Here is a 25,009-nt window from a genome sequence, read left to right on the forward strand (position 1 = left end):
ATGGCCCGCATAGAACTCGATCTGGCCCACTCCTACAAGCCGAACCCGCAGCAGGACAGCGACTATGCGCTGCTGCCGCTGAGCATGGTCTTCGAGGACGGCGGCGCCTATGCGCTGCTCGGCCCCTCGGGCTGCGGCAAGACCACCATGCTCAACATCATGTCGGGCCTGCTGGTCCCCTCGCAGGGCAAGGTGCTGTTCGACGGCCGCGACATGACGCGCGCCACGCCTCAGGAACGCAACATCGCCCAGGTGTTCCAGTTCCCGGTGATCTACGACACCATGACCGTGGCCGAGAACCTGGCCTTTCCGCTGAGGAACCGCCGCATGCCCGAGGAGCGCATCCGCGCGCGGGTCGGCCAGATCGCCGAGATGCTGGAGATGAGCGGCCAGCTCGACCAGCGCGCGGCCGGCCTGTCGGCCGATGCCAAGCAGAAGATCTCGCTGGGCCGGGGCCTGGTGCGGCCCGATGTGTCGGCCGTGCTGTTCGACGAGCCGCTCACGGTGATCGACCCCCAGCTCAAGTGGCAGCTGCGCCGCAAGCTCAAGCAGATCCACCATGAACTGCGGCTCACGCTGATCTATGTGACGCACGACCAGGTGGAGGCCCTGACCTTTGCCGAGCACGTTGTGGTCATGACGCGTGGGCGCGCCGTGCAGGTGGGCACGCCCGCCCAGCTTTTCGAGCGGCCCAGCCACGCCTTCGTCGGCCACTTCATCGGCTCGCCGGGCATGAACTTCGTGCCGCTGCAGCAGGACGGCGGCCGGCTGCTGGCCGAGGGCCAGTACCTGCCCCTGCCCGAAGCGCTGGCCGGCGTTGCGCCCGGCCTGCCGCTGAGCCTGGGCATACGCCCCGAGTACCTGGCACTGGCCTCGGCCGACGCGCCCGGCGCCGTGGCCTGCACGGTGGAGCGCGTGCAGGACGTGGGCACGCACCAGCTGCTGGTGGCGCGCCTGGGCGAGCGGCTGCTCAAGCTGCGCTGCGGCGCCGATGCCGCGCTGCCGGCCGTGGGCGAGACCGTCTGGGTGCAATTGCAGGGCCCCCACACCTGCTACTACGTCAACGAGGAGTTGCAGGCATGAGCCAGACCGTCAAGCCCGTCAACCAGAAGGCCTGGCTGCTGATCCTGCCGGTCATCATCTGCGTGGCCTTCTCGGCCATCATCCCGCTGATGACGGTGGTGAACTACTCGGTGCAGGACATCATCAGTCCCGACCGGCGCGTGTTCGTGGGCACGGAATGGTTTGCCCAGGTCATGCGCGACGAGGAGCTGCACTCGGCCCTGCTGCGCCAGATCGGCTTTTCGCTGGCCGTGCTGCTGGTGGAGATCCCGCTGGGCATCGCGCTGGCCCTGTCCATGCCGGCCCAGGGCTGGAAGGCCTCGGCCGTGCTGGTCGTGGTCTCGCTGTCGCTGCTGATTCCGTGGAACGTGGTCGGCACCATCTGGCAGATCTACGGCCGCGCCGACATCGGCCTGCTGGGCGCGGCGCTCAACGCGCTGGGCGTGGACTACAACTACACGGGCAATGCCACCCATGCCTGGCTCACCGTGCTGGTCATGGATGTCTGGCACTGGACGCCGCTGGTGGCCCTGCTGTGCTACGCGGGCCTGCGCTCCATTCCCGACGCCTACTACCAGGCTGCGCGCATCGACGGCGCCAGCAAGTTCGCGGTGTTCCGCTACATCCAGCTGCCCAAGATGCGCGGCGTGCTGATGATTGCCGTGCTGCTGCGCTTCATGGACAGCTTCATGATCTACACCGAGCCCTTCGTGCTCACGGGCGGCGGGCCCGGCAATGCGACCACCTTCCTGTCGCAGTACCTGACGCAAAAGGCCGTGGGCCAGTTCGACCTCGGGCCGGCGGCTGCCTTCTCGCTGATCTATTTCCTCATCATCTTGCTGCTGTGCTTCATCCTCTACAACTGGATGCAGCGCGTGGGCACGGCAGACAAGGAAGGGGCAAAAGAATGATCACCACGCTCCCTTCGTTCACTGCCCCCCGAGGGGGCTCGGCCTCCCTTGGGGTGGCCCTGCGGGAGGCCGGACATGACTGAAGACCGCCGTTTCCACAAGCGAACGCTGTTCCTCGTCGCCTACCTGCTGTTCGCCGTGCTGCCCATCTACTGGATGGTCAACATGAGCTTCAAGACCAACGAGGAGATCCTGTCGAGCTTCTCGCTGTGGCCCCAGCATTTCACCTGGGCCAACTACCAAACCATCTTCACCGACGCCTCCTGGTACTCGGGCTACATCAACAGCCTGATCTACGTGGCCATCAACACCGTGATCTCGCTGACGGTGGCGCTGCCGGCGGCCTATGCGTTCTCGCGCTACCAGTTCCTGGGCGACAAACATGTGTTCTTCTGGCTGCTGACCAACCGCATGACGCCGCCGGCCGTCTTCCTGCTGCCCTTCTTCCAGCTCTACACCACGGTGGGCCTGATGGACACGCACATCGCCGTGGCCCTGGCCCACCTGCTGTTCAACGTGCCGCTGGCCGTCTGGATCCTGGAGGGCTTCATGAGCGGCATCCCGCGCGAGATCGACGAGACGGCCTATATCGACGGCTACTCCTTCCCGCGCTTTTTCCTCACCATCTTCCTGCCGCTGATCAAGGCCGGCGTGGGCGTGGCGGCCTTCTTCTGCTTCATGTTCAGCTGGGTGGAGCTGCTGCTGGCGCGCACGCTGACTAGCGTGAACGCCAAGCCCATCGTGGCGACCATGACGCGCACCGTCTCGGCCTCGGGCATGGACTGGGCGACGCTGGCGGCGGCCGGCGTGCTGACCATCGTGCCGGGCGCCATCGTGATCTGGTTTGTGCGGCATTACATCGCCAAGGGGTTCGCCATGGGAAGGGTGTGAGGCACCCCCTGAGTCGCTTGCGCGCCTTCCCCCTCTCTACCCGCTTCGCGGGGGAGGGGGACGACAGCCTCGCGGCGGGGCGGCCCTTGCTCGCTGTCCCTCGCTTGGGGCCGCGCCAGTTTCGACGGGCAGTGGTTTTTGTTTCTGAAAGGACTCGTCAATGTTTTCCTGGATGGCCTGGACGCTGCCGGTGGCGGTGTTCTTCAGTTGCATCGTGCTGATGCTGGTGGGCATGACGCTGTGGGAGTTGCGCAGCCCGACCGTGATGCGCAAGGGCTGGCTGCCGATGGCGACGACGCGCGGGGACCGGCTGTTCATCGGGTTGCTGCTGGCGGCCTATGTCAATCTGGCCTGGGTGGGCCTGGGCGAGAGGATGGTGCAGTGGTTCTCGCTGGAGGCCGAGCCTTCGGTGTGGATCAGCCTGGTGCTGTCCATGCTCGTGCTGGCCGTCGTGATGCGCAAAGGCTGATCACTTCATTCCATTTATCGACAGCCGGGTCCGAAGCTCCCCCGGGGCCCGCTGGTGCATGTGCATGTCGGGGAGACAGCAAGAATCTAGGAGACGGCAGATGAAACAACGACTTCATACCATCGCCCTCGCGGCGGCCCTGCTGGCGGCGGGGCAGGCGTCCTGGGCCGGAGAGGCGGAAGCCAAGAAGTGGATCGACGCGGAGTTCCAGCCCAGCACGCTGTCCAAGGACCAGCAGATGGCCGAGATGAAGTGGTTCATCGAGGCGGCCAAGAAGCTGCAGGCCAAGGGCGTCAAGGAGATCGCCGTGGTGTCCGAGACCATCACCACGCACGAGTACGAGAGCAAGACGCTGGCCAAGGCCTTCACCGAGATCACGGGCATCACCGTCAAGCACGACCTGATCCAGGAAGGCGACGTGGTCGAGAAGCTGCAGACCTCGATGCAGTCGGGCAAGTCCATCTATGACGGCTGGATCTCCGACTCCGACCTGATCGGCACGCACTACCGCTACGGCCGCATCATGAGCCTGACCGACTACATGGCCGGCGCCGGCAAGGACTTCACCAATCCGGGCCTGGACATCAAGGACTTCATCGGCACCAGCTTCACCACCGCGCCCGACGGCAAGCTCTACCAGCTGCCCGACCAGCAGTTCGCCAACCTCTACTGGTTCCGCGCCGACCTCTTCGAGCGCAAGGACCTCAAGGACAAGTTCAAGGCCAAGTACGGCTACGAGCTGGGCGTGCCGCTGAACTGGAGCGCCTACGAGGACATCGCCGAGTTCTTCACCAACGACGTCAAGCAGATCGACGGCAAGCCCATCTACGGCCACATGGACTACGGCAAGAAGGACCCGTCGCTGGGCTGGCGCTTCACCGATGCCTGGCTGTCCATGGCCGGCGCGGCCGACAAGGGCATTCCCAACGGCATGCCCGTCGATGAATGGGGCATCCGCGTGGCCGACGACAAGTGCACGCCCGTGGGCGCCTCGGTCTCGCGCGGGGGCGCCACCAACTCGCCGGCCGCCGTGTTCGCGCTCACCAAGTACGTGGACTGGATGAAGAAATACGCGCCCAAGGAAGCCATGGGCATGACCTTCGGTGAGTCCGGCCCCGTGCCGGCCCAGGGCCATATCGCGCAGCAGATCTTCTGGTACACCGCCTTCACGGCCGACATGACCAAGCCCGGCCTGCCTGTGGTCAATGCCGACGGCACGCCCAAATGGCGCATGGCGCCCGGCCCCAACGGCCCCTACTGGAAGGACGGCATGCAAAACGGCTACCAGGACGTGGGCAGCTGGACCTTCTTCAAGGACCATGACGCCAACCGCACGGCCGCCGCCTGGCTCTACGCGCAGTTCGTCACCGCCAAGACCACCAGCCTCAAGAAGACCATCGTCGGCCTGACGCCCATCCGCGAGAGCGACATCCGCTCCAAGGCCATGACCGACATGGCGCCCAAGCTCGGCGGCCTGGTCGAGTTCTACCGCAGCCCCGCCCGTGTGGCCTGGACGCCCACCGGCAACAACGTGCCCGACTACCCCAAGCTGGCCCAGCTGTGGTGGAAGAACGTGGCCCAGGCCGTCACCGGCGAGAAGACGCCCCAGGGCGCCATGGACAACCTGGCCGAGGAAATGGACCAGGTCATGTCCCGCCTGCAGCGTGCCGGCATGGCGCACTGCGCGCCCAAGCTCAACCCCAAGGGCGACCCGGCCAAGTGGCTCAGCGACAAGCAGGCGCCGTGGAAGAAGCTGGCCAATGAAAAGCCCAAGGGCGAGACGATTGCGTATGACACGCTGCTCAATGCCTGGAAAAACGGAAAAGTTCGGTAAAAGCACCCCCTGAGGCGCTGACGCGCCTTCCCCCGTATGCACGGCGCCCTCTCTCGCTTCGCGGGAGGGGGACGACGCCCTCGCCGCGAGGCGGCTCTTGCTCGGCGTCCCTGAGTTGGGCCGCGTCGGCTTTGGGCGCAATACCCTGCGCTGGCACCACAGTCCATCGTTGGGCGTCCTGGGTCGTCAAAAACACAAAACGAAAGATAGCGAAGAAAAAAATACAAAAACGAGCGAAAATAGCGGAAAACCCGATTCCGTCCCCTTCGCATTGGGCGCAGGCGTGGCGTCCCGGGTGCTGACATGGCGGCTACATGGCGCCCTGTTAACTTGCCCCACATTCCTTCGTCGAAGATCCATGTCCCTCGCTGCTTCCCCTCTGCCCACCGGCCGCGCCGCCCTGCTGGAACGCCTGGCCCAGCCTGAAACCTACGATCTGGCCATCATCGGCGGCGGTGCCACCGGCCTGGGCGTGGCCCTGGACGCGGCGGCGCGCGGGTTCAAGGTCGTGCTGGTGGAGTCGCATGACTTCGCCAAGGGCACGTCCTCGCGTGCAACCAAACTGGTCCATGGTGGCGTGCGTTACCTGGCCCAGGGCAACATTGCCCTGGTTCGCGAAGCGCTGCACGAGCGCACCACGCTGCTGCACAACGCGCCCCATCTGGCGCAGCCGCTGGCCTTCGTCATGCCGTCCTACAAGCTGCTGGACACGCCGTTCTACGGCATCGGCCTCAAGATGTATGACGCGCTGGCCGGCAAGGCGGGCCTGGGCGCCACCGAATTCCTCTCGCGCTCCAGCACCGTCAAGTGTTTGCCCACCGTGCGCCAGCAAGGCCTCAAGGGCGGCGTCAAATACTGGGACGGCCAGTTCGACGATGCCCGCCTGGCGCTGGCGCTGGCCCGCACGGCCGCTGCCAAGGGCGCGCTGCTGGTCAACTACTGCCCCGCGCTTGAACTGCTGCATGAAGGCGGCAAGGTCGCCGGCCTGGTCTGCGAAGACACGGAATCGGGCCGGCGCTTCACGCTGCGCGCCAAGTGCGTGGTCAACGCCACCGGCCCCTGGGTGGACCTGTTCCGCCAGCAGGATGCCGAGGCCCAGGGCCGTCCCGTCAAGCCCATGGTCGCGCCCAGCCAGGGCGTGCACGTGGTCGTGGACCGCGACTTCCTGCCCAGCGATCACGCCCTGCTCGTGCCCAAGACGGCCGATGGCCGCGTGCTCTTTGCCGTGCCCTGGCTGGGCAAGGTCATCCTGGGCACCACCGACACCCCGCGCAACGACCTGGCGCGCGAGCCCCTGCCGTTCCCCGAGGAGCTGGACTTCATCCTCACCGAGGCCGGACGCTATCTCACGCGCCAGCCCACGCTGGCCGACGTGCGCAGCATGTGGGTCGGCCTTCGCCCGCTGGTCAAGCCCCAGGACGACGATGGCGAGAACACCAAGAAGATCAGCCGCGAGCACACGGTCATGTCCAGCCGCACCGGCCTGGTCACCGTCACGGGCGGTAAATGGACCACCTACCGCGCCATGGCCGAAGACGTGCTCTCCGAATGCTTTGCCATCGGCCGCCTGCCGCACCGCCCCGGCGGCGTCACGGCCCGCCTGCCGCTGGCCGGTGCCCCGGCCGAATCCGCCGTGCACCACCGCATGAACCAGGTCCAGGGCCTGCACTCCTATGGCACGGAAGCCTCGGCAGTGGAGGCGTTGCCGGGCAACGACGAATGGCTGGCAGACGGCCTGAACGAAGCCATGGTGCGCTTTGCCGCGCGCTTCGAATACGCGCGCACCGTGGAAGACGTGCTGGCGCGCCGCAGCCGCCTGCTGTTCCTCGATGCGCGCAAGGCCGCCGAGGTGGCGCCGCGCGTGGCAGCCATCCTCCAGGAGGAGCTGGGGCAGGACGCCGGCCTGGCGGACTTCATGCCGCTGGCGGCCCAGTACCTGCCGGCCTGATTGCGGCTGAAGTCCCTCTCAAGCAAAACGCCCTGCACTGCAGGGCGTTTTGCTTTTGGAGGCAGATGCAAGCCAAGGAAAGATTGTCAAAATTGATGGATATCTATCTTTGATTGTTTTTATGAATCAGAATGCTGTCCATGGCATCTCGTGACGGTGCCGGCGAACAGCAGCCAGCACAAGGCTGACGAGGGAGGGGGAATGATGAAGAAAGCGCTTGAAAGTCCGTTTTCCGTAGGGCAAGGGCCGTGCCCGAGCCCAACGCGGTGGCCCCAAGCCGCTGCGATGTCTGCGCCGCCGTAGCACGCGCGGCCAGTCCGCAGCAGACGATTGCGTTGAGTCTGCCACCCTTTGCCGAGCCCGCCAGGCTCGGCTTTTTTATGGGCGTTTCCGATGGTGTGCGGCCATCGGCAGGCCCAGCTTGCTCCTGGGTTGATAGCGCTCTTGTGGGGGTTGCGCAACGCTGCCGGCCAGGGGTGGAAAAGGCAGCTAAGGGTTTGACGCGCAAAGGAATTTCTGGGACAATCCCATGCTTCACGTGAAAATCGTGAAGTTATCTGCCCAGTGGAAGCGTCGAGAAATGGTTTTCGGCGTGGACGACGGGCCCAAGACTGACTGGCTGCTCGCGGCCCTTGAGAAGACTCTGGGGCTGTCGAGTGTTTGCTGGAGCAAGTTGGGAATATTGAAATGATCCAAACAGAATCTCGGTTAGAGGTTGCCGACAACACCGGCGCGAAGTCTGTTCAGTGCATCAAAGTGCTGGGCGGTTCTCATCGTCGCTATGCGAGTGTTGGTGACATCATCAAGGTGACCATCAAGGAAGCTGCACCGCGTGGACGCGTCAAAAAAGGCGAGGTCTACAGCGCGGTCGTGGTGCGTACGGCGAAGGGTATTCGCCGTGCTGATGGCTCGCTCGTCAAGTTCGACGGCAACGCCGCCGTTCTGCTGAACGCCAAGCTGGAGCCTATCGGCACCCGCATCTTTGGCCCCGTGACTCGTGAACTGCGCAACGAAAAGTTCATGAAGATCGTGTCCCTGGCACCTGAAGTTCTCTAAAGGAAGCACCATGAACAAGATTCGCAAGGGCGACCAAATCATCGTGCTGACCGGCCGTGACAAGGGCAAGCAAGGCGTGGTCTCGGCTCGCAAGGACGACTCCCACCTGTTGATCGATGGCATCAACATGGTGAAGAAGCACGTCAAGCCGAACCCCATGAAGGGCACCACCGGCGGTATCGTGGAAAAGGCCATGCCTATCCACCAATCCAACGTGGCCATCTTCAATGCAGCGACCGGCAAGGCTGATCGCGTGGGCATCAAGGTGCAGGCCGACGGCACACGCGTTCGCGTGTTCAAGTCCAGCGGCGCCGAAATCAAGGCGGCCTAAGGGGTAACACATGGCACGACTGCAAAAACTGTATCGCGAAAAGATCGCGGCTGAACTCAAGGAAAAGTTCGGCTACACCTCCTCCATGGAAGTGCCCCGTCTGACCAAGATCACCCTGAACATGGGTGTGAGCGAAGCCGTGGCCGACAAGAAGGTGATGGACAACGCCGTGGCTGACCTGACCAAGATTGCTGGTCAGAAGCCCGTGGTGACCAAGGCCAAGAAGGCTATCGCCGGCTTCAAGATCCGTGAAGGCCAGGCCATTGGCTGCATGGTGACCCTGCGTGGCGTTCAGATGTATGAATTCCTGGACCGTTTCGTCACCGTGGCTCTGCCCCGCGTGCGTGACTTCCGTGGTATCTCCGGCCGTTCTTTCGACGGTCGCGGCAACTACAACGTCGGCGTCAAGGAACAGATCATCTTCCCCGAAATCGAGTACGACAAGGTGGACGCTCTGCGTGGTCTGAACATCAGCATCACGACGACAGCTCGGACCGACGATGAGTGCAAGGCACTGCTCGCCGCTTTCCGTTTCCCCTTCAAGAACTGAGGTGGCGCATGGCTAAAGTTGCATTGATCCAGCGCGAACTCAAGCGCGAAAAGCTGGCAGCCAAGTACGCTGCCAAATACGCAGAACTGAAGGCAATCGCCGCTGACGCAAAGCGCAGCGACGAAGAGCGCGACGCCGCTCGCCTGGGCCTGCAGAAGCTGCCCCGTAACGCGAACCCCACTCGCCAGCGCAACCGCTGCGAGATCACGGGTCGTCCCCGTGGCACCTTCCGTCAATTCGGTCTGGGCCGCGCCAAGATCCGTGAACTGGCCTTCGCTGGCGACATCCCCGGTGTCACCAAGGCCAGCTGGTAAGCAAGCAGGAGAGATTAAACATGAGCATGAGTGATCCCATCGCTGACTTGCTGACCCGCATCCGCAATGCACAAATGGTCTCCAAGACCACCGTGACGGCTCCTTCCTCCAAGGTCAAGGTTGCCATCGCCCAGGTGCTGAAGGATGAAGGCTACATCGACGGCTTCCAGGTGAAGACCGACGCTGGCAAGTCCGAACTCGAAATTACACTGAAGTACTACGCCGGCCGTCCGGTGATCGAGCGCATCGAGCGCGTGAGCCGTCCCGGCCTGCGCGTGTACAAGGGCCGTGACGCAATCCCCCAGGTCATGAACGGTATGGGCGTTGCCATCGTCACCACTCCCAAGGGCGTGATGACGGATCGCAAGGCACGCGCCACTGGCGTGGGCGGCGAAGTGCTGTGCTACGTGGCCTAACGGACATTAAGGAGAAATACTGAAATGTCTCGCGTAGCAAAGACTCCCGTGGCCATCCCCGCAGGCGTGGATGTGTCCATCAAAGACGACCAGATCAATGTGAAGGGCACCGGCGGCACGCTGTCGCAAGCCCAGAACGTTCTGGTGAAGATCTCCAACAACGAAGGCAAGCTGTCTTTCGAGCCCGTCAATGACTCGCGCGAAGCCAACGCCATGAGCGGCACCATGCGTCAGCTGGTGAACAACATGGTGGTGGGCGTGAGCAAGGGCTTCGAGAAGAAGCTGTCGCTGGTTGGCGTGGGTTTCAAGGCTTCGGCCTCGGGCTCCAAGCTGAACCTGGCGATCGGCTTTTCGCACCCGGTGAACTTCGAAATGCCGGCCGGCATCACTGTCACCACCCCCACACCGACCGAAATCTTGGTCAAGGGTGCTGACCGCCAGGCCGTTGGCCAAATGGCTGCTGAGATCCGTGCCGTTCGTCCTCCCGAGCCCTACAAGGGCAAGGGCATCCGTTACTCGGATGAGAAGGTCGTGATCAAAGAGACCAAGAAGAAGTAAGGAGCTGCATTATGTTGACCAAGAAAGAGCAGCGTCTCCGTCGTGCCCGCCAGACCCGCATCCGCATTGCACAGCAAGGCGTGGCACGTCTGAGCGTGAACCGTACGAACCTCCACATCTACGCAAGCGTGGTGTCGGAAGACGGCACCAAGGTGCTGGCTTCGGCCTCCACCGCCGAAGCCGAAGTGCGCACCCAACTGGGCGCCATCGGCAAGGGTGGGAACGTGGCTGCCGCTACGCTGATTGGCAAGCGCATTGCCGAGAAGGCGAAGGCTGCCGGCGTGGAGAAAGTGGCTTTCGATCGCGCTGGTTTCGCATACCACGGCCGCGTGAAGGCTTTGGCAGAAGCCGCTCGTGAAGCCGGCCTGCAGTTCTAAGCGGAGCGGATAGAAATGGCAAAGTTTTCTCCCAAGGTGCAAGACGAAGGTCGTGACGACGGTCTGCGCGAAAAAATGATCGCGGTGAACCGCGTCACCAAGGTTGTGAAGGGCGGTCGTATCCTCGGCTTCGCTGCACTGACCGTGGTTGGCGATGGTGATGGCCGCGTTGGCATGGGCAAGGGCAAGTCGAAGGAAGTGCCTGCAGCCGTGCAAAAGGCGATGGAAGAATCCCGTCGCAACATGATCAAGGTGTCTTTGAAGCACGGCACGATCCATCACACCGTGATGGGTCAGCATGGCGCAGCATCCGTGATGCTGAACCCCGCTCCCAAGGGTACCGGCATCATCGCCGGCGGCCCGATGCGCGCCGTTTTCGAAGTGCTGGGCATCACCGACATCGTGGCCAAGAGCCATGGTTCGTCGAATCCCTACAACATGGTCCGCGCGACTTTTGACGCTCTGAAGCACTCCACGACCCCTTCGGAAGTGGCAGCCAAGCGCGGCAAGTCGGTTGAAGACATCTTCACCGCCTGATCGGAGTCAATCACATGACAACGCAACAAACCGTGAAGGTGCAACTGGTGCGCAGCCCCATTGGCACCAAGGAATCGCACCGCGCCACCGTCCGTGGCCTGGGCCTGCGCAAGCTGAACAGCATCAGCGAACTGCAGGACACGCCTGCCGTGCGCGGCATGATCAACAAGATCAGCTACCTGGTCAAAGTTCTCTGAAAGGATTGATGATGGAACTCAATAGCATCAAGCCTGCAGAGGGCTCCAAGCACGCCAAGCGCCGTGTCGGTCGCGGCATCGGCTCCGGCCTGGGCAAGACTGCCGGCCGTGGTCACAAGGGTCAGAAGTCGCGTTCGGGTGGCTACCACAAGGTGGGCTTCGAAGGCGGTCAAATGCCTCTGCAGCGCCGTCTGCCCAAGCGTGGCTTCAAGTCGCATCTGCTGAAGTTCAATGCAGAAGTGACCCTGTCCGCTCTGGAACAGCTGGGCCTGGCCGAAGTCGATCTGGCAGCTCTGAAGCAAGCCGGTCTGGTTGGTGAAATCGCAAAGGTGGTCAAGATCATCAAGAGCGGTGAAATCAGCAAGGCTGTCAAGCTCAACGGCATCGGCGCTACCGCCGGCGCCAAGGCTGCCATCGAAGCTGCCGGTGGCAGCATCGCCTGATTAATGATCTGAAAGAAGACATCCGTGGCTACTAGCGCAGCTCAAATTGCAAAAACCGGAAAATTCGGCGATCTTCGCCGCCGTCTGGTTTTTCTGTTGCTCGCGCTGGTCGTTTACCGGATCGGGGCTCATATCCCCGTGCCGGGCATCGATCCAGCGCAGCTGCAGCAGCTGTTCAATGGCCAGCAGGGCGGCATTCTCAATCTGTTCAACATGTTCTCGGGTGGGGCGCTCTCGCGCTTCACGGTGTTCGCACTGGGGATCATGCCGTACATCTCGGCATCGATCATCATGCAGCTCATGACCTACGTGGTCCCTACATTCGAGCAGCTGAAAAAGGAAGGTGAATCGGGTCGTCGCAAGATCACCCAGTACACCCGCTACGGCACATTGGGCCTGGCGATTTTTCAGTCCCTGGGAATTGCCGTGGCTCTGGAAAGCTCCGCAGGTCTGGTTCTGAGCCCTGGCTTCGGCTTCCGCCTCACGGCGGTGGTCAGCCTGACGGCCGGCACCATGTTCCTGATGTGGCTCGGTGAACAGATCACGGAACGTGGTCTGGGCAACGGCATCTCGATCCTCATCTTTGGAGGTATCGCCGCAGGTCTGCCGAGCTCCATCGGTGGTCTGCTGGAGCTGGTGCGCACCGGTGCCATGAGCATCCTGGCCGCGATCTTCATCGTTCTCGTGGTGGCAGCCGTGACGTACTTCGTCGTGTTTGTCGAGCGGGGACAACGCAAGATCCTGGTGAACTATGCGCGTCGTCAGGTGGGTAACAAGGTGTATGGTGGCCAGTCTTCGCACTTGCCGCTGAAGCTGAACATGGCGGGGGTCATTCCTCCCATCTTCGCTTCCTCGATCATCTTGCTGCCGGCGACCGTTGTGAACTGGTTCAGTGCAGGGGAATCCATGCGCTGGCTGAAGGACATTGCTAGCACGCTGACCCCCGGTCAGCCGATCTATGTGATGCTCTACGCCACTGCCATCATCTTCTTCTGCTTCTTCTACACGGCCCTGGTGTTCAACAGCCGGGAAACCGCCGACAACCTGAAGAAGAGTGGTGCCTTCATCCCCGGGATCCGTCCCGGTGACCAGACGGCCCGCTACATTGACAAGATCCTGGTTCGCCTGACCCTGGCTGGCGCGGTGTACATCACATTCGTGTGCTTGTTGCCCGAGTTCCTGATCCTGAAGTACAACGTTCCGTTCTACTTCGGTGGCACATCACTGCTGATTATTGTGGTGGTGACCATGGACTTCATGGCCCAGGTGCAGAACTACATGATGTCGCAACAGTACGAATCGCTCCTCAAAAAGGCGAACTTCAAAGCGACACTTGGCAATTGAACTAAGTGATGGGCCTGGCCGGCGGTGCCGGCGGGTCCAGTAAGAGTTAGTAGACGCCCACTCGATCTATCCATCGCGGGCATGTTTCCCGGTCGATAGGCCGTAACGGATGTAGAGTTTTAGGAGAATGAAATGAGAGTTTCGGCTTCGGTCAAAAAAATCTGCCGTAACTGCAAGATCATCCGCCGCAAAGGTGTGGTGCGAGTGATCTGCACGGACCAGCGCCACAAGCAGCGCCAGGGTTGATAGGAAAGTTTGAGGACGAATAATGGCACGTATCGCTGGCATTAACATCCCGCCGCATCAGCACGCTGAAATCGGCCTGACCGCTATCTATGGGATCGGTCGCACCACTGCACGCAAGATCTGCGAAGCCGCTGGCATCGCATATTCCAAGAAAATCAAGGAACTGACTGACGGTGATCTGGAAAAGATCCGTGATCAGCTGACTTCCCTGACTCTGGAAGGTGATCTGCGTCGCGAAACAACGATGAACATCAAGCGTTTGATGGACATCGGTTGCTATCGCGGTTTCCGTCATCGTCGTGGCCTGCCCATGCGTGGTCAACGTACCCGCACGAATGCACGTACCCGCAAGGGTCCGCGCAAGGGTGCCGCGGCTTTGAAGAAATAAAGAGATTGAAAGATCACTATGGCTAAGTCTCCCGCAAACAACGCTGCACAGCGCGTTCGCAAGAAAGTCCGTAAGAACATTTCGGACGGCATTGCCCACGTGCACGCTTCGTTCAACAACACGATCATCACCATCACCGACCGCCAAGGCAACGCTCTGTCGTGGGCCTCGTCGGGTGGCCAGGGCTTCAAGGGTTCGCGCAAGTCGACTCCCTTCGCTGCCCAGGTGGCTTCGGAAGTGGCTGGTCGTGCTGCCATCGAACAGGGCATCAAGAACCTGGACGTCGAAATCAAGGGTCCCGGTCCTGGCCGTGAATCCTCGGTTCGCGCCCTGGGCGCCCTGGGCATCCGCATCACCTCCATCGCGGACGTGACGCCGGTTCCCCACAACGGCTGCCGCCCTCAAAAGCGCCGTCGTATCTAAGCTTTTTCACCAAGCCCACCGCCGCCCAGATGTGTAACATCGCGGGCGGCTCCCGTGCTTGTGCACGGCAGATGACACAAAGGAAATCAAGTGGCACGCTATATCGGCCCCAAGGCCAAACTCTCCCGCCGTGAAGGCACTGACCTGTTCCTGAAGAGCGCACGTCGCTCGATCGCCGACAAGTCCAAGTTCGACACCAAGCCCGGCCAGCACGGCCGCACTTCCGGTCAGCGTACTTCCGACTTCGGCTTGCAGCTGCGTGAAAAGCAGAAGGTCAAGCGCATGTACGGCGTGCTGGAAAAGCAATTCCGCCGCTACTTCGAAGCCGCTGACAAGAAGAAGGGCAACACCGGTGCCAATCTGCTGTCGCTGCTGGAGTCGCGTCTGGACAACGTGGTGTACCGCATGGGCTTCGGCTCGACCCGCTCGGAAGCGCGTCAGCTGGTGTCGCACAAGGCCATCACGGTCAACGGCCAATCCGTCAACATCCCTTCCTACATGGTGAAGGTGGGTGACGTGGTCGCCGTGCGTGAAAAGTCCAAGAAGCAGGCTCGTATCGTCGAAGCCCTGCAACTGGCTGGTCAAGTCGGTTTCCCCGCATGGGTGGAAGTGTCTGCCGACAAGGCTGAAGGCACGTTCAAGAAGTCGCCTGACCGCGACGAGTTCGGTGCAGACATCAACGAATCCCTGATCGTTGAGTTGTACTCGCGTTAATTCCGCGCAGCGACATTTCTGTAAAACCGTCCCCCAGCCGCGAGGCATCGCGCTGGGGTGCTTCACCAGCCTTACCGGTGTAACGAGCCGGGGGTATTGAGAGGAAGTCTGCATGCAAACCAATTTGCTGAAGCCCAAGACGATCAATGTCGAGCAGCTTGGCCACAATCGCGCCAAAGTTGTTCTGGAGCCGTTTGAGCGTGGCTACGGCCATACGCTGGGCAACGCCCTGCGCCGTGTCCTGCTCTCGTCCATGGTGGGTTACGCAGCGACGGAAGTGACGATTGCTGGTGTGTTGCACGAGTACTCGTCCATCGACGGTGTCCAGGAAGATGTGGTCAACATCCTGCTGAACCTCAAGGGTGTGGTGTTCAAGCTGCACAACCGCGATGAGGTCACGCTCTCGCTGCGCAAGGATGGCGAAGGCGTCGTGACGGCGCGCGACATCCAGACGCCCCACGACGTGGAAATCATCAACCCTGATCATGTCATCGCCAACCTGTCGCAAGGCGGCAAGCTGGACATGCAGATCAAGGTGGAGAAGGGCCGCGGCTATGTGCCCGGCAACGTGCGCCGCTATGGCGACGAGTCCACGAAGTCGATCGGCCGCATTGTGCTGGACGCTTCGTTCTCGCCCGTCAAGCGCGTGAGCTACGCCGTCGAATCGGCCCGCGTTGAACAACGCACCGACCTCGACAAGCTGGTGGTGGAGATCGAAACCAATGGTGCGATCACTGCCGAGGACGCCGTGCGCGCCTCCGCCAAGATCCTGGTGGAACAGCTCGCCGTGTTCGCTCAGCTGGACGGCGGCGATATCGCCAGCGTCTTCGATGCTCCGGCCGGTGGCCGTGGTGCCGCAACCGCCTTTGATCCCATCTTGCTGCGTCCCGTGGACGAGCTGGAACTCACCGTGCGTTCGGCCAACTGCCTCAAGGCAGAGAACATCTACTACATCGGCGACCTGATCCAGCGTACCGAAAACGAGCTGCTCAAGACCCCCAACCTGGGTCGCAAGTCGCTCAACGAGATCAAGGAAGTCCTGGCTTCCCGCGGTCTGACGCTGGGCATGAAGCTCGAGAACTGGCCGCCTGCTGGCCTGGAAAAGCGCTAAGCACTATAATTGCGGGCTCTCCTTTTTGGAGAGCCTCAGTGCCTCGGGCAGTACCTGATACGGCTGCTCGAATTAATCAACAACTTGCGCAAATTCGGTTGAGGCAAGCTGCAGATCCGGTAACGGGTCCAGGCTTGCATCCTTGTTTGCGCAAGCCCTAATTACATATTTTAGGAATAAAGCACCATGCGTCACGGTCACGGCCTCCGCAAACTCAATCGCACCTCTTCGCACCGCCTGGCGATGCTGAAGAACATGATGAATTCGCTCATTGAGCACGAAGCCATCAAGACCACCGTTCCCAAGGCCAAGGAACTGCGCCGCGTGATCGAGCCCATGATCACCCTGGCCAAGGTCGACACCGTTGCCAACCGCCGCCTGGCATTCGACCGCCTGCGCGACCGCGACAGCGTGACCAAGCTCTTCAACGAGCTGGGCCCCCGCTTCGCAAAGCGTCCTGGTGGCTACACCCGTATCCTGAAGATGGGCTTCCGCGTGGGCGACAACGCCCCCATGGCCTTCGTGGAACTGGTCGAGCGCGCTGAAGAAGGCGCCGCCGAAGCCAAGGCAGCTGAATAATCTGCTATAATTTTGGAATACCGCGCGATGGAGCAGTCTGGTAGCTCGTTGGGCTCATAACCCAAAGGTCGGAGGTTCAAATCCTTCTCGCGCAACCAAATTGAAAAGGGCTACGACAACTGTCGTAGCCCTTTTTTCATGCCCTCGCGCCAGGGCAAAGGCCAGGCGGACAGCCCGGCATCAGCCGCCCAGCTGGTTGCCGATGCGCTGGCCCAGCCGCAGGCGCACGCGGTGGGCGATTTCCTGGGCGACCTCGGGGCTGAGCACTTCGCTGATGTGCAGCAGCTCGGTGTAGTGCATGTACAGAAGGCCGCGCAGGGTCTTGAATGCGGCCTCGTGCTCGGCGCCGCAGACGCTGGCGTCATTGGCCAGCACGCGCTCCACCACACCGGCCTGCAGCAGCGGGATCTTGCAGATGACGGCGTGGCGGGCGATCTCCAGGTCGATTTCCTGGAGCCGGCATTCCCATTCCTCGGGCAAGAATCGGTTGGCTGGCATGTCGGCTTTTCTCCTTTTTTCACTGCATGGGTACACCGGGGCGAAAGGCACCCGGTCTGGGGATGCTGTCATGTGAGCGGGGCTCAGTGGCCTGGGTCGCCAGGTTTACTGGCCCGGCCTTGATGCCTGTCAAACTTCGGTGGCGCAGGCGCCCGCTGGAAGCCGGGTTCATGCTGCACTGCATCATGATGTCAGTCATGCGGCGCGGCCGCCAGTGCCCGTGCAGGCTGGTGGGCTTTTGCTCCCCCGGCAGGCCATGCTCTCTCGGCGCCGCTCCGGCAACGCAAAGGATCCACATGCTCGAGAAGATCGCCTCGCTGTTCCGCTATTTCAAGGCGGCCGTACCGTTCCGGCTGGTGCCGGCACTGATTGCCACCGCCGTGCTGTTCGGCCTGCTGCTGATGCCCGTGCCCGAGGGGCTGACGCCCAAGGGCTGGCAGCTGGTCGCCATTTTCCTGACCACCATCGTGGCCATCATCCTCAAGGTCATGCCCATTGGCGTGATGGCCTTGATGGCCATCGTCATCGTCTCGCTGTCCCAGGTCACCTCCGGCTCGTCCAAGGGTGCCATCACCGATGCGCTGAGCAGCTTTTCCAGCCCGCTGATCTGGCTGATCGTGGTGGCCATCCTGATCTCGCGCGGCCTCAAGAAGACGGGGCTGGGCAGCCGCATCGGCCTGATGTTCATCGCCCTGCTGGGCAAGCGCACCATCGGCATCGGCTACGGCCTGGCGATCTGCGAGCTGGTGCTGGCTCCGTTCACGCCCAGCAACACGGCGCGCGGCGGCGGCATCGTGCACCCGATCATGAAGTCCATCGCCAATGCCTTCGAGTCGGACCCGGCCAAGGGCACGCAGGGCAAGGTGGGCACCTACCTGGCCCTGGTCAACTACCACGCCAATCCCATCACCTCGGCCATGTTCCTGACCGCCACCGCGCCCAACCCGCTGGTGGTGGATTTCGTGGCCAAGGCCACGGGCCAGGCCCTGCACCTGAGCTGGACCACCTGGGCGCTGTACATGCTGCTGCCGGGCCTGCTGTGCCTGCTGCTGATGCCGCTGGTGATCTACCTGCTGTCGCCGCCCGAGCTCAAGGCCACGCCCAATGCCGTGGAGTACGCGCGCAGCGAGATGGCACGCATGGGGCCGCTGTCGGGCAAGGAGCGCGTGATGCTGGGCACCTTCGGCCTGATGCTGCTGCTGTGGGCCAACGTGCCGCAGATGCTGTTCGGCCCGGCCTTCGTGCTGGACCCCACCGTGGTCGCCTTCCTGGGCCTGTTCGTGCTGATCATCACGGGCACCATCGACTGGGATGACGTGCTGTCCGAGAAAAGCGCATGGGACACGCTGGTGTGGTTCGGCGCCCTGGTCATGCTGGCCGAGCAGCTCAACAAGCTCGGCGTGGTGTCCTGGTTTGCCGTGGGCATGAAGAACGCCATCGTCGCCAGCGGCCTGGACTGGCTGCCGGTGGCGGCCATCCTGGTGGGCGTGTTCGTGTTCTCGCACTACCTGTTCGCCAGCACCACGGCCCACATCAGCGCGATGATGCTGGCCTTCCTGACCGTGGGCGCGCAGCTGATTCCGGCCGACTATGTCGTGCCCTTCATGCTGATGATGACGGCCGGCTCGGCCATCATGATGACGCTGACCCACTACGCCACCGGCACTTCGCCCATCATCTTCGGCAGCGGCTATGTCACGCTGGGCAACTGGTGGCGCGTGGGAGCGGCCATGTGCGTGATTGAGCTGCTGATCTTTGCCGTGGTCGGCAGTGTCTGGTGGAAGCTGCTGGGCCTGTGGTGAGGGCGGGCGCCCTCAAGCCGTGGTCCGTGGCTCGCCCAGCGACAGCATGAGCCGGTTGGCCCAGTTGAAGAAGGCCGTGCCGTGCAGCACATCGGAGATGGCGGCATCGTCCAGGCCTGCGGTGCGCAGCGCATCAATGTGGGCGGGCTCCAGCGCAGGCGGCGTCTGGGTCAGCGCCACGGCCGCCGTGACGATGGCGTTCCAGCGCGGCCCCAGGTCCGTGCCCGGGCCTTCGTCGAGCAGGCGCTGCACGTCGCCGCCCCTGCGCGAGAAGTGCGTGGCAAAGCGCGCATGGACCGAGGCGCAGTAGATGCAGCCATTGGCGCGCGAGGTGGCCGCAGCGGCCAGCTCGCGCTCGGCGCGCGGCAGGCCGGCGTCGGGGTTGTAGAAGATGTCCTTGTCGGTGCGCGTGCGCGCGCCCAGCGTGTCGGGGTCGCGCGCCAGCAGACGGAAGTAGGGCGACTGCGCGCGTGAGGCATCGACCAGGCCTGCATGGTGGCGTTCTGTCAGCTCGCTTTCGTCCAGCGGCTCAATCCATGGCAGCCAGTCGAGTTGTTCCTGGGTGAAGACCTGGGGAGCGGCGGAGTTCGTTGAGGTCATGGCTGGGCTTGCAGGGTGTTGGGTTGATGGGCTGCCTGGGGCGCGGGGCGTGCAGCCAGCACGCGCAACCCCGCCACGACGCGGATCTGGAAGGACAGGAAGGACGCCAGCTGGGACAGGATGACGATGTCCGTCTCGCTCCAGCCCGCCTGTTGCAGCGCCCGAAGGGCCCCGGCGCTGGCGTCGCGCGGGTGGTAGGCCAGCAGGTGGGCATGGGCCAGCGCCGCGGCCAGGCGCGGGCCCAGCAGTGCGGCGTGGGCCGGGTCCACGGCATAGGCGGGGCCGGGCTGGTCCTCGCGGCTCAGCGGGCCTGCCGGGTAGCTGCCGTAGGGGCCGTGCGGGCCGCTGCCGGCCTGCAGGCTCTGGGCGCGGCCACGCACAACCTCGGAGGACACCACGGCTGCCAGTTCCGCATCCTCGGTGGCCAGCGCGCGTGTATAGAAGACGGCGCTGCGCGGCTCGCCATGCAGCCCGGCCGTGAAGGCGGCCAGGGCCAGCCGCTCGCGCAGCGAGACCGTGCCGGGCACGGGCTCGGCGGGCGTGAACAGGGCGGCAAAGCTTTGCTGGGCCTGCGTGCGTGCCTCGGTGCGGTGGCGGCGCACGCGGTCCAGGGCGCTGCCGGGGGTGATGTCGGCGAGGTGGTCGATCACGTCGCCGGGAAAGCGGGGCGTTGCGGTGGTGTTCATGGTCATGCGGCTTGCAGCAGTCCGGCCCGGACTGCGGGGAGGGAAGAAGGCGCTGGGGTGGACGTGGATGTGGACTCATCGGCACGGCGCCAGCCCAGGGCCGGTGCCACATGGGCGGCCGTCAGTTCGATGGAGCGCAGGATGGCGGCGTGCGGCGGGTCGATGGAATGCACCTGGAAGACGATGTCGCTCACGCGCGCCAGCGCCGTGTCGGCGCGCAGCGAGGCGATGACCTCGTCGGGCGTGCCCACATGCACGTCGTAGGCGGCGATGAGATCGGCCAGCGGCGCTTGCGGATCGACGCGGGCCGCCCACTGCGAGGGCTGGGCGGCATGGCGCAGGGCCACGCGGCGCAGGCCGGCCTCGGCCCAGCGCAGTGCCTCGTCGCGGCGGTCGGCCACGAACAGCGTGCGCGAGCCCAGGATGCGCGGCGCCCGCCCTGCGGGCAGGCGGGCGAGGTAGGCGTCGATGATGGGGTTCTGGATCTCGGACAGCGTGGCCTGCGGCGCGCCTTCGGGCCGTGGCTGGGTGCGCGACAGCATCAGGCCGTCGCCGTTGGCACCGGCCCGCGCGCCGCCCTCGGCCGAGAACGTGGCCTGCCAGACGCGCTCCAGCAGCTGCGGCGCGGCCGGGTACAGGCGCACGCCGCCGGCCAGCGCGCGCCCGGCCCAGGCGTCCTGCAGCACGCCGAAGTTGCGTGCGAAGACGGCGCCGCGCTCGGCGCCCTGCACGCCAAAGGCCTCGAAGGATTCGGCCGTGCCGCCCGTGCCCAGGCCCACCTCCAGGCGGCCGCCGGTCAGCAGGTCCAGCACGGCCGCGTCCTCGGCCACGCGCAGCGCGTTTTCCAGCGGCAGCGTGATCACGCCCGTGCCGATGCGGATGCGCCGCGTGCGCGCCGCCACATGGGCCAGAAAGACGAAGGGCGAGGGCAGGCCGCCCTCGCTTTCATGGAAATGGTGCTGGGCCACCCAGGCCGAGTCGAAGCCCTGGGCCTCGGCATGGGCGATCTGCTCGGCCACCAGGCGGTAGCGCTCGCCGGCCGGCGCATCGTCGAGCAGGCGGCTGAAGAAGCCCAGGCGCGGGCCGCTGCGGTGGGCGGCGCCAGCGTGTGTATCAGGCGGTATGAGGGACAAAATCAATGCTCCTTTTGCCGGGAATGGCGTCCATGAGTTCTCGTGTGTAGTCGCTGGTGGGGCGCTGGAACACTTCCTCCACGCTGCCCGCGTCCACCACCCGGCCCGCGCGCAGCACCGACACCGTGTCGGCGATCTGGCGCACCACGGCAAGGTCGTGCGAGATGAAGAGATAGGTCAGCCCCAGGTCCTGCTGCAGCTGGGCGAGCAGGGCGAGGATCTGCGCCTGCACGGTCACGTCCAGGGCCGATACGGCCTCGTCCAGCACCAGCACCTGCGGCTGCAGCACCAGGGCGCGCGCAATCGCCACGCGCTGGCGCTGGCCGCCCGACAGCGCATGCGGGCGCCGCGGCAGCACGGCGGCCGGCAGGCCCACGCGCTCCAGCATGTCGTGCACGCGCCGGCGGCGCTCACTGGCCGGCAGCGGGTCGAAGTTCAGCAGGGGCTCCTCGATGATGTCGAACACGCTCTGGCGCGGGTCCAGCGAACTGAACGGGTTCTGGTAGACCAGCTGCACGCGGCGGCGCAGCTGGCGCAGGGCCTCGCCGCGCAGGCCCGTGACCTCGGTGCCTTCGATGCGGATGCGGCCCGCCGTGGGCCTGCCCAGGCCCACGATGGCGCGGATGGTGGTGGTCTTGCCCGAGCCCGACTCGCCCACGATGGCATGCGTGCTGCCCCGGCGCACGCGCAGCGACACGCCGTCCACGGCACGGAAGATGCCGCGCCCGTGGGCCGAGGCATGGCCGGGGGCCACGAACTCGTGCACCAGGTCCTCGACTTCGATGGCCCAGTCATCGGCCGTGGAGGGCCTGGGCGTGCGGCGCGGCGCGGGCGCCAGCGAAGGCGCATCGGCCAGCAGCCGCCGCGTATAGGCGCTTTGCGGATTGCGCAGCAGCTCCAGCGTGGGGCCCTGCTCCTGGATGCGGCCGCCCTGCATGACGACCAGGCGGTGCGAGCGGTCGGCCGCCACGCCCAGGTCATGCGTGACCAGCAGCACGGCCGTGCCGGTCTCGCGGCGCAGCGCGTCGATCAGGTCCAGGATGCGCCGCTGCACGGTCACGTCCAGCGCGCTGGTGGGCTCGTCGGCAATGATGAGGGCGGGCCGCAGCGCAATCGCAATGGCGATCAGCACGCGCTGGCGCATGCCGCCCGACAGTTCGTGCGGATACTGGCGTGCGCGCAGCGCGGGCTGGGACAGGCCCACGCGGGCCAGCAACTCCAGCACGCGCGCCTCCACGGCCGTGCGGTCGCGCAGTCCGTGGATGCGCAGGATCTCGCCCACCTGGTCGCCCACCGTGCGCACGGGGTTCAGCGACATGGTGGGGTCCTGCGGCACCAGGCTGACCACGCGGCCGCGGATGGCGTTCCAGCGTGCGGCCGGCCAGCCCGAGACCTCGGTGCCCTGCAGGCGGATGCTGCCGTGCTCGCGGTGGCCGTTGTCGGCCAAAAGGCCGATCACGGCCTGGGCCGTGGTGGTCTTGCCCGAGCCCGATTCGCCGACCAGGGCCACCACCTCGCCCGGCGCCACGGAAAACGACACGCCGTGCACCACTCGCTGCGCCTGGCCTGCGGCATCGCGGTAGGCCACGGCCAGGTCCTGCACTTCGAGCACGGGGGCGGTCGTTGCCACCGCTGGTGCGGCGTGGATGCGTTCCTCGATGGCGGCGCTCATGCAGGCCTCCGTGCGAAGGCCGTGGCGATGCGGTTGGCCGCCAGCACCACGGCCACCACGATCAGGCCCGGCGCCGTGGTCAGCCACCAGGCGGTGGCGATGTAGTTGCGGCCTTCGGCGATCAGCAGCCCCCATTCGGGCGTGGGCGGCGGCGCGCCGTAGCCCAGAAAACCCAGCGTGGAAATCGCAAGGATCGCCGAGCCGAACTGCAGCGCCGCCATGGCGATGACCGAGGTCAGCGAGTTGGGCAGCACATGGCGCCACAGCACGGCGGCAAAGCGCCCGCCGCTGCCAAAGGCGGCCTCCACATAGTCGGAGCGGCGCACGCGCACCACCTCCGAGCGAACCAGGCGCGCGAAGCTGGCCACCGAGACCACGCCTACGGCAATGGCCGCGTTGATGGTGCCAAAGCCCAGCACGATGATGATGGTCAGCGACAGCAGCAGCGAAGGCACGGCCAGCAGCACATCGACCAGGCGCATCAGCGCATCTTCCGTGCGCCCGCCCGTGGCCCCGGCCAGCAGGCCGATCAGCGTGCCCACGGCCAGGCCCACGCCCACGGCCACGAAGGCGCCCGACAGCGAATGCACGGCGCCATGCACCACGCGCGCCCACAGGTCGCGCCCCAGCGCGTCCGTGCCCAGCCAGTGCGCGGCGCCGGGCGCCAGCAACTGCTGGCCGGCCTGGCCCGCGATCGGGTTCTGGTGGGCGAACCAGCCGGGCGCCAGCGCCCACAGCGCGGCCACGGCAATCACCAGCCAGGCCAGGGCCAGCGTGGGCGGCAGGCGTTTCAGGGATTGCAGGCGGGCCGGCAAGGCGAAGCTGCGGCGCGGGGCGGCTGGCGCAGGGGCCAGGGACGACGCTGGCAGCGCCATGGGAGTAGGAGTGGCGGGCGCGGCCTGGGCATCCAGGGCCGGGGAAAGAGCGCTTGAGACGGCAGTGTTCATGGCCGGTTCTCCACGGAATGGCGCAGGCGCGGATCAAGCAGCGGGTACAGCAGGTCCACGGCGAGGTTGATGAGTACGAAGGCGGCGGCCGAGACGACCACCACGGCCTGGAGCACGGCCGTGTCCTGGTTGCCCACGGCCTGCTGGGTCAGCGTGCCCAGGCCATTGAGGCCGAACACGGCCTCCGTCACCACGGCGCCGGCCAGCAGCTCGCCGAACAGCACGCCGGCAATGGTCAGCGTGGGCAGCAGGGCATTGCGTGCCACATGGCGCAGCAGCACCCAGCGGCGCGAGGCGCCCTTGGCCCGCGCCACGGCCACGAAGGGCTGGGCCAGCACGGCGTCGATGTTGCGCAGCAGCACCTGGGCCAGCGGCGCCGAGATCGGTACGGCCAGGGTCAGCGTGGGCAGCACCAGCCCTTCCCAGGGGCCGGGATTGATCACGGCGATCCAGCCCAGGCGGAATGACACCACCTGGATCAGCATGATCCCCAGCCAGAACACGGGCACCGAGACAAAGACCGAAGGCAGCGAATACAGCGCGTTGCGCAGCCAGGACAGGGGCGCCAGGCTGGCAGCCGCCGCCAGCGCCACGGCCAGCAGCGCGGCTGCGGCAAAGCCCAGGGCCGCGAGCTTGAGCGTGGGCGGCAGGCTGGTGGCCAGGCCCTGGCTCACCGGCACGCCGGCCTGCAGCGAATAGCCGAAATGGCCCGTGAGGAACTGGCCCAGCGTGTGCAGGTACTGCTGCCACACGGGCTGGTCCGAGCCGTAGGCGGCGCGGATGTCGGCAATCTCCTGCGGGCCCAGGCCCAGCTCGGGGTTCAGGAACTTGATCAGCACGGCATCGCCCGGCAGCAGCTGCAGCAGGATGAACGAGACCGTGAAGGCCGCCCACAGCACCAGGGCGGCCTGGGCGATGCGGCTGAGCAGATAGCGGCGCGGCATGGGAGCGGTTCCTCAGGGAGCGTTCCGG

General features: G+C 64.8%; 32 protein-coding genes and 1 tRNA gene. 26 read left to right on the top strand and 7 right to left on the bottom strand.

What is annotated here, in order from left to right:
• The 25 genes from INR38_RS08445 to INR38_RS08565 all read left to right on the top strand — a co-directional run bounded on the left by INR38_RS08445 (position 1) and on the right by INR38_RS08565 (position 16,797).
• Positions 1–1,083, top strand: a complete 1,083-nt coding sequence (locus tag INR38_RS08445; protein ID WP_099752114.1) for an ABC transporter ATP-binding protein — start codon at positions 1–3, stop codon at positions 1,081–1,083.
• Positions 1,080–1,973, top strand: a complete 894-nt coding sequence (locus INR38_RS08450) for a sugar ABC transporter permease (protein ID WP_013804449.1) — start codon at positions 1,080–1,082, stop codon at positions 1,971–1,973. Before INR38_RS08445 ends, INR38_RS08450 begins: the two co-directional genes overlap by 4 nt.
• A gap of 75 nt (positions 1,974–2,048) precedes the next feature.
• Entirely contained in the window at positions 2,049–2,864 is an 816-nt protein-coding gene (locus INR38_RS08455; RefSeq protein ID WP_013804448.1) for a carbohydrate ABC transporter permease, read from the top strand.
• Between the two features lie 160 nt (positions 2,865–3,024).
• Positions 3,025–3,333, top strand: a complete 309-nt coding sequence (locus INR38_RS08460; protein ID WP_043820414.1) for a DUF2160 domain-containing protein — start codon at positions 3,025–3,027, stop codon at positions 3,331–3,333.
• A gap of 100 nt (positions 3,334–3,433) precedes the next feature.
• On the top strand, positions 3,434–5,167 hold the full coding sequence (locus INR38_RS08465; RefSeq protein WP_012202962.1) for an ABC transporter substrate-binding protein: 1,734 nt from the start codon (positions 3,434–3,436) through the stop codon (positions 5,165–5,167).
• Between the two features lie 358 nt (positions 5,168–5,525).
• Entirely contained in the window at positions 5,526–7,115 is a 1,590-nt protein-coding gene (locus tag INR38_RS08470; protein ID WP_012202963.1) for a glycerol-3-phosphate dehydrogenase/oxidase, read from the top strand.
• A gap of 529 nt (positions 7,116–7,644) precedes the next feature.
• The gene (locus INR38_RS08475; protein WP_013804445.1) at positions 7,645–7,806 is read left to right on the top strand and encodes a hypothetical protein; all 162 of its coding nucleotides are present in this window, start codon (positions 7,645–7,647) and stop codon (positions 7,804–7,806) included.
• Positions 7,803–8,171 carry a 50S ribosomal protein L14 gene (gene rplN / locus INR38_RS08480; protein ID WP_012202964.1) on the top strand — a complete coding sequence of 123 codons (369 nt, stop codon included), beginning with the start codon at positions 7,803–7,805 and terminating at the stop codon, positions 8,169–8,171. The genes INR38_RS08475 and rplN overlap by 4 nt, the downstream gene beginning before the upstream one ends.
• A gap of 10 nt (positions 8,172–8,181) precedes the next feature.
• Complete coding sequence (gene rplX / locus INR38_RS08485; RefSeq protein ID WP_012202965.1) at positions 8,182–8,502, top strand: 50S ribosomal protein L24; 321 nt, start codon at positions 8,182–8,184, stop codon at positions 8,500–8,502.
• A 10-nt stretch (positions 8,503–8,512) separates the two neighbouring features.
• A complete protein-coding gene (rplE, locus tag INR38_RS08490) occupies positions 8,513–9,052 on the top strand; it encodes a 50S ribosomal protein L5 (RefSeq protein ID WP_012202966.1) in 540 nt (179 codons plus the stop codon).
• Between the two features lie 8 nt (positions 9,053–9,060).
• On the top strand, positions 9,061–9,366 hold the full coding sequence (rpsN, locus tag INR38_RS08495; protein ID WP_012202967.1) for a 30S ribosomal protein S14: 306 nt from the start codon (positions 9,061–9,063) through the stop codon (positions 9,364–9,366).
• 20 nt (positions 9,367–9,386) lie between these two features.
• On the top strand, positions 9,387–9,782 hold the full coding sequence (gene rpsH / locus INR38_RS08500) for a 30S ribosomal protein S8 (protein WP_012202968.1): 396 nt from the start codon (positions 9,387–9,389) through the stop codon (positions 9,780–9,782).
• 24 nt (positions 9,783–9,806) lie between these two features.
• Positions 9,807–10,340 (top strand): 50S ribosomal protein L6, encoded by a 534-nt coding sequence (gene rplF / locus INR38_RS08505; protein WP_013804444.1) that lies wholly within the window; start codon positions 9,807–9,809, stop codon positions 10,338–10,340.
• Positions 10,341–10,351: 11 nt separating this feature from the next.
• The gene (gene rplR, locus INR38_RS08510) at positions 10,352–10,717 is read left to right on the top strand and encodes a 50S ribosomal protein L18 (protein WP_012202970.1); all 366 of its coding nucleotides are present in this window, start codon (positions 10,352–10,354) and stop codon (positions 10,715–10,717) included.
• 15 nt (positions 10,718–10,732) lie between these two features.
• Complete coding sequence (gene rpsE / locus INR38_RS08515) at positions 10,733–11,254, top strand: 30S ribosomal protein S5 (protein ID WP_012202971.1); 522 nt, start codon at positions 10,733–10,735, stop codon at positions 11,252–11,254.
• Between the two features lie 14 nt (positions 11,255–11,268).
• Positions 11,269–11,451 (top strand): 50S ribosomal protein L30, encoded by a 183-nt coding sequence (rpmD, locus tag INR38_RS08520; RefSeq protein ID WP_012202972.1) that lies wholly within the window; start codon positions 11,269–11,271, stop codon positions 11,449–11,451.
• A gap of 11 nt (positions 11,452–11,462) precedes the next feature.
• Complete coding sequence (rplO, locus tag INR38_RS08525) at positions 11,463–11,894, top strand: 50S ribosomal protein L15 (RefSeq protein WP_012202973.1); 432 nt, start codon at positions 11,463–11,465, stop codon at positions 11,892–11,894.
• A gap of 24 nt (positions 11,895–11,918) precedes the next feature.
• Positions 11,919–13,238 carry a preprotein translocase subunit SecY gene (gene secY / locus INR38_RS08530; protein ID WP_012202974.1) on the top strand — a complete coding sequence of 440 codons (1,320 nt, stop codon included), beginning with the start codon at positions 11,919–11,921 and terminating at the stop codon, positions 13,236–13,238.
• A gap of 132 nt (positions 13,239–13,370) precedes the next feature.
• A complete protein-coding gene (rpmJ, locus tag INR38_RS08535) occupies positions 13,371–13,484 on the top strand; it encodes a 50S ribosomal protein L36 (protein ID WP_003050535.1) in 114 nt (37 codons plus the stop codon).
• Positions 13,485–13,506: 22 nt separating this feature from the next.
• Positions 13,507–13,872 (top strand): 30S ribosomal protein S13, encoded by a 366-nt coding sequence (gene rpsM / locus INR38_RS08540; protein WP_012202975.1) that lies wholly within the window; start codon positions 13,507–13,509, stop codon positions 13,870–13,872.
• An 18-nt stretch (positions 13,873–13,890) separates the two neighbouring features.
• Positions 13,891–14,295, top strand: coding sequence for a 30S ribosomal protein S11 (rpsK, locus tag INR38_RS08545; protein ID WP_012202976.1), 405 nt, complete (start codon positions 13,891–13,893; stop codon positions 14,293–14,295).
• Between the two features lie 90 nt (positions 14,296–14,385).
• A complete protein-coding gene (rpsD, locus tag INR38_RS08550) occupies positions 14,386–15,009 on the top strand; it encodes a 30S ribosomal protein S4 (protein ID WP_012202977.1) in 624 nt (207 codons plus the stop codon).
• A 112-nt stretch (positions 15,010–15,121) separates the two neighbouring features.
• The gene (gene rpoA, locus INR38_RS08555; RefSeq protein WP_012202978.1) at positions 15,122–16,120 is read left to right on the top strand and encodes a DNA-directed RNA polymerase subunit alpha; all 999 of its coding nucleotides are present in this window, start codon (positions 15,122–15,124) and stop codon (positions 16,118–16,120) included.
• A 186-nt stretch (positions 16,121–16,306) separates the two neighbouring features.
• Entirely contained in the window at positions 16,307–16,699 is a 393-nt protein-coding gene (rplQ, locus tag INR38_RS08560) for a 50S ribosomal protein L17 (RefSeq protein ID WP_012202979.1), read from the top strand.
• 21 nt (positions 16,700–16,720) lie between these two features.
• Positions 16,721–16,797, top strand: a tRNA-Met gene (locus tag INR38_RS08565).
• A gap of 82 nt (positions 16,798–16,879) precedes the next feature.
• Here INR38_RS08565 and INR38_RS08570 read toward each other — a convergent pair.
• Positions 16,880–17,197: a hypothetical protein gene (locus INR38_RS08570; RefSeq protein WP_012202980.1), complete on the bottom strand. Its 318-nt coding sequence runs from the start codon at positions 17,195–17,197 to the stop codon at positions 16,880–16,882.
• Positions 17,198–17,493: 296 nt separating this feature from the next.
• On the opposite strand from INR38_RS08570, the gene INR38_RS08575 reads away from it, so the two are divergent.
• Positions 17,494–18,999 carry a DASS family sodium-coupled anion symporter gene (locus INR38_RS08575; protein ID WP_034389959.1) on the top strand — a complete coding sequence of 502 codons (1,506 nt, stop codon included), beginning with the start codon at positions 17,494–17,496 and terminating at the stop codon, positions 18,997–18,999.
• Between the two features lie 12 nt (positions 19,000–19,011).
• Here INR38_RS08575 and INR38_RS08580 read toward each other — a convergent pair whose 3' ends face one another.
• The 6 genes from INR38_RS08580 to INR38_RS08605 are packed head-to-tail and all read right to left on the bottom strand — an operon-like array spanning position 19,012 to position 24,981.
• The gene (locus tag INR38_RS08580) at positions 19,012–19,599 is read right to left on the bottom strand and encodes an alkylhydroperoxidase domain protein (protein ID WP_012202982.1); all 588 of its coding nucleotides are present in this window, start codon (positions 19,597–19,599) and stop codon (positions 19,012–19,014) included.
• Positions 19,596–20,291, bottom strand: coding sequence for a CMD domain protein (locus INR38_RS08585; RefSeq protein ID WP_207443037.1), 696 nt, complete (start codon positions 20,289–20,291; stop codon positions 19,596–19,598). The genes INR38_RS08580 and INR38_RS08585 overlap by 4 nt, the downstream gene beginning before the upstream one ends.
• Complete coding sequence (locus INR38_RS08590) at positions 20,288–21,418, bottom strand: putative FMN-dependent luciferase-like monooxygenase (RefSeq protein WP_207443038.1); 1,131 nt, start codon at positions 21,416–21,418, stop codon at positions 20,288–20,290. The genes INR38_RS08585 and INR38_RS08590 overlap by 4 nt, the downstream gene beginning before the upstream one ends.
• Positions 21,399–23,090, bottom strand: coding sequence for an ABC transporter ATP-binding protein (locus INR38_RS08595; protein ID WP_207443039.1), 1,692 nt, complete (start codon positions 23,088–23,090; stop codon positions 21,399–21,401). Before INR38_RS08595 ends, INR38_RS08590 begins: the two co-directional genes overlap by 20 nt.
• On the bottom strand, positions 23,087–24,037 hold the full coding sequence (locus INR38_RS08600; RefSeq protein ID WP_207443040.1) for an ABC transporter permease: 951 nt from the start codon (positions 24,035–24,037) through the stop codon (positions 23,087–23,089). Before INR38_RS08600 ends, INR38_RS08595 begins: the two co-directional genes overlap by 4 nt.
• Positions 24,034–24,981, bottom strand: a complete 948-nt coding sequence (locus INR38_RS08605; RefSeq protein ID WP_043820406.1) for an ABC transporter permease — start codon at positions 24,979–24,981, stop codon at positions 24,034–24,036. Before INR38_RS08605 ends, INR38_RS08600 begins: the two co-directional genes overlap by 4 nt.
• Between the last annotated feature and the right edge of the window lie 28 nt (positions 24,982–25,009).

The sequence above is a fragment of the Delftia sp. SD018 genome, assembly GCF_017355445.1.
Classification (GTDB): Bacteria; Pseudomonadota; Gammaproteobacteria; order Burkholderiales; family Burkholderiaceae_C; genus Comamonas; species Comamonas acidovorans.

What these genes read in the sequence shown, in the direction of transcription:
- INR38_RS08605 (WP_043820406.1), bottom strand. Translation starts at nt 24,981, where the DNA reads ATGCCGCGCCGCTATCTGCTCAGCCGCATCGCCCAGGCCGCCCTGGTG.
- rplQ (WP_012202979.1), top strand. Translation starts at nt 16,307, where the DNA reads ATGCGTCACGGTCACGGCCTCCGCAAACTCAATCGCACCTCTTCGCAC.
- rpsK (WP_012202976.1), top strand. Translation starts at nt 13,891, where the DNA reads ATGGCTAAGTCTCCCGCAAACAACGCTGCACAGCGCGTTCGCAAGAAA.
- INR38_RS08455 (WP_013804448.1), top strand. Translation starts at nt 2,049, where the DNA reads ATGACTGAAGACCGCCGTTTCCACAAGCGAACGCTGTTCCTCGTCGCC.
- INR38_RS08470 (WP_012202963.1), top strand. Translation starts at nt 5,526, where the DNA reads ATGTCCCTCGCTGCTTCCCCTCTGCCCACCGGCCGCGCCGCCCTGCTG.
- INR38_RS08460 (WP_043820414.1), top strand. Translation starts at nt 3,025, where the DNA reads ATGTTTTCCTGGATGGCCTGGACGCTGCCGGTGGCGGTGTTCTTCAGT.
- rpsN (WP_012202967.1), top strand. Translation starts at nt 9,061, where the DNA reads ATGGCTAAAGTTGCATTGATCCAGCGCGAACTCAAGCGCGAAAAGCTG.
- INR38_RS08475 (WP_013804445.1), top strand. Translation starts at nt 7,645, where the DNA reads ATGCTTCACGTGAAAATCGTGAAGTTATCTGCCCAGTGGAAGCGTCGA.
- INR38_RS08465 (WP_012202962.1), top strand. Translation starts at nt 3,434, where the DNA reads ATGAAACAACGACTTCATACCATCGCCCTCGCGGCGGCCCTGCTGGCG.
- rplO (WP_012202973.1), top strand. Translation starts at nt 11,463, where the DNA reads ATGGAACTCAATAGCATCAAGCCTGCAGAGGGCTCCAAGCACGCCAAG.
- rpmJ (WP_003050535.1), top strand. Translation starts at nt 13,371, where the DNA reads ATGAGAGTTTCGGCTTCGGTCAAAAAAATCTGCCGTAACTGCAAGATC.
- INR38_RS08575 (WP_034389959.1), top strand. Translation starts at nt 17,494, where the DNA reads ATGCTCGAGAAGATCGCCTCGCTGTTCCGCTATTTCAAGGCGGCCGTA.
- INR38_RS08600 (WP_207443040.1), bottom strand. Translation starts at nt 24,037, where the DNA reads ATGAACACTGCCGTCTCAAGCGCTCTTTCCCCGGCCCTGGATGCCCAG.
- INR38_RS08585 (WP_207443037.1), bottom strand. Translation starts at nt 20,291, where the DNA reads ATGACCATGAACACCACCGCAACGCCCCGCTTTCCCGGCGACGTGATC.
- INR38_RS08595 (WP_207443039.1), bottom strand. Translation starts at nt 23,090, where the DNA reads ATGAGCGCCGCCATCGAGGAACGCATCCACGCCGCACCAGCGGTGGCA.
- INR38_RS08445 (WP_099752114.1), top strand. Translation starts at nt 1, where the DNA reads ATGGCCCGCATAGAACTCGATCTGGCCCACTCCTACAAGCCGAACCCG.
- rpoA (WP_012202978.1), top strand. Translation starts at nt 15,122, where the DNA reads ATGCAAACCAATTTGCTGAAGCCCAAGACGATCAATGTCGAGCAGCTT.
- rpmD (WP_012202972.1), top strand. Translation starts at nt 11,269, where the DNA reads ATGACAACGCAACAAACCGTGAAGGTGCAACTGGTGCGCAGCCCCATT.
- INR38_RS08450 (WP_013804449.1), top strand. Translation starts at nt 1,080, where the DNA reads ATGAGCCAGACCGTCAAGCCCGTCAACCAGAAGGCCTGGCTGCTGATC.
- rplF (WP_013804444.1), top strand. Translation starts at nt 9,807, where the DNA reads ATGTCTCGCGTAGCAAAGACTCCCGTGGCCATCCCCGCAGGCGTGGAT.
- rpsM (WP_012202975.1), top strand. Translation starts at nt 13,507, where the DNA reads ATGGCACGTATCGCTGGCATTAACATCCCGCCGCATCAGCACGCTGAA.
- rpsE (WP_012202971.1), top strand. Translation starts at nt 10,733, where the DNA reads ATGGCAAAGTTTTCTCCCAAGGTGCAAGACGAAGGTCGTGACGACGGT.
- rplE (WP_012202966.1), top strand. Translation starts at nt 8,513, where the DNA reads ATGGCACGACTGCAAAAACTGTATCGCGAAAAGATCGCGGCTGAACTC.
- rplR (WP_012202970.1), top strand. Translation starts at nt 10,352, where the DNA reads ATGTTGACCAAGAAAGAGCAGCGTCTCCGTCGTGCCCGCCAGACCCGC.
- INR38_RS08580 (WP_012202982.1), bottom strand. Translation starts at nt 19,599, where the DNA reads ATGACCTCAACGAACTCCGCCGCTCCCCAGGTCTTCACCCAGGAACAA.
- rpsH (WP_012202968.1), top strand. Translation starts at nt 9,387, where the DNA reads ATGAGCATGAGTGATCCCATCGCTGACTTGCTGACCCGCATCCGCAAT.
- rplX (WP_012202965.1), top strand. Translation starts at nt 8,182, where the DNA reads ATGAACAAGATTCGCAAGGGCGACCAAATCATCGTGCTGACCGGCCGT.
- INR38_RS08570 (WP_012202980.1), bottom strand. Translation starts at nt 17,197, where the DNA reads ATGCCAGCCAACCGATTCTTGCCCGAGGAATGGGAATGCCGGCTCCAG.
- rplN (WP_012202964.1), top strand. Translation starts at nt 7,803, where the DNA reads ATGATCCAAACAGAATCTCGGTTAGAGGTTGCCGACAACACCGGCGCG.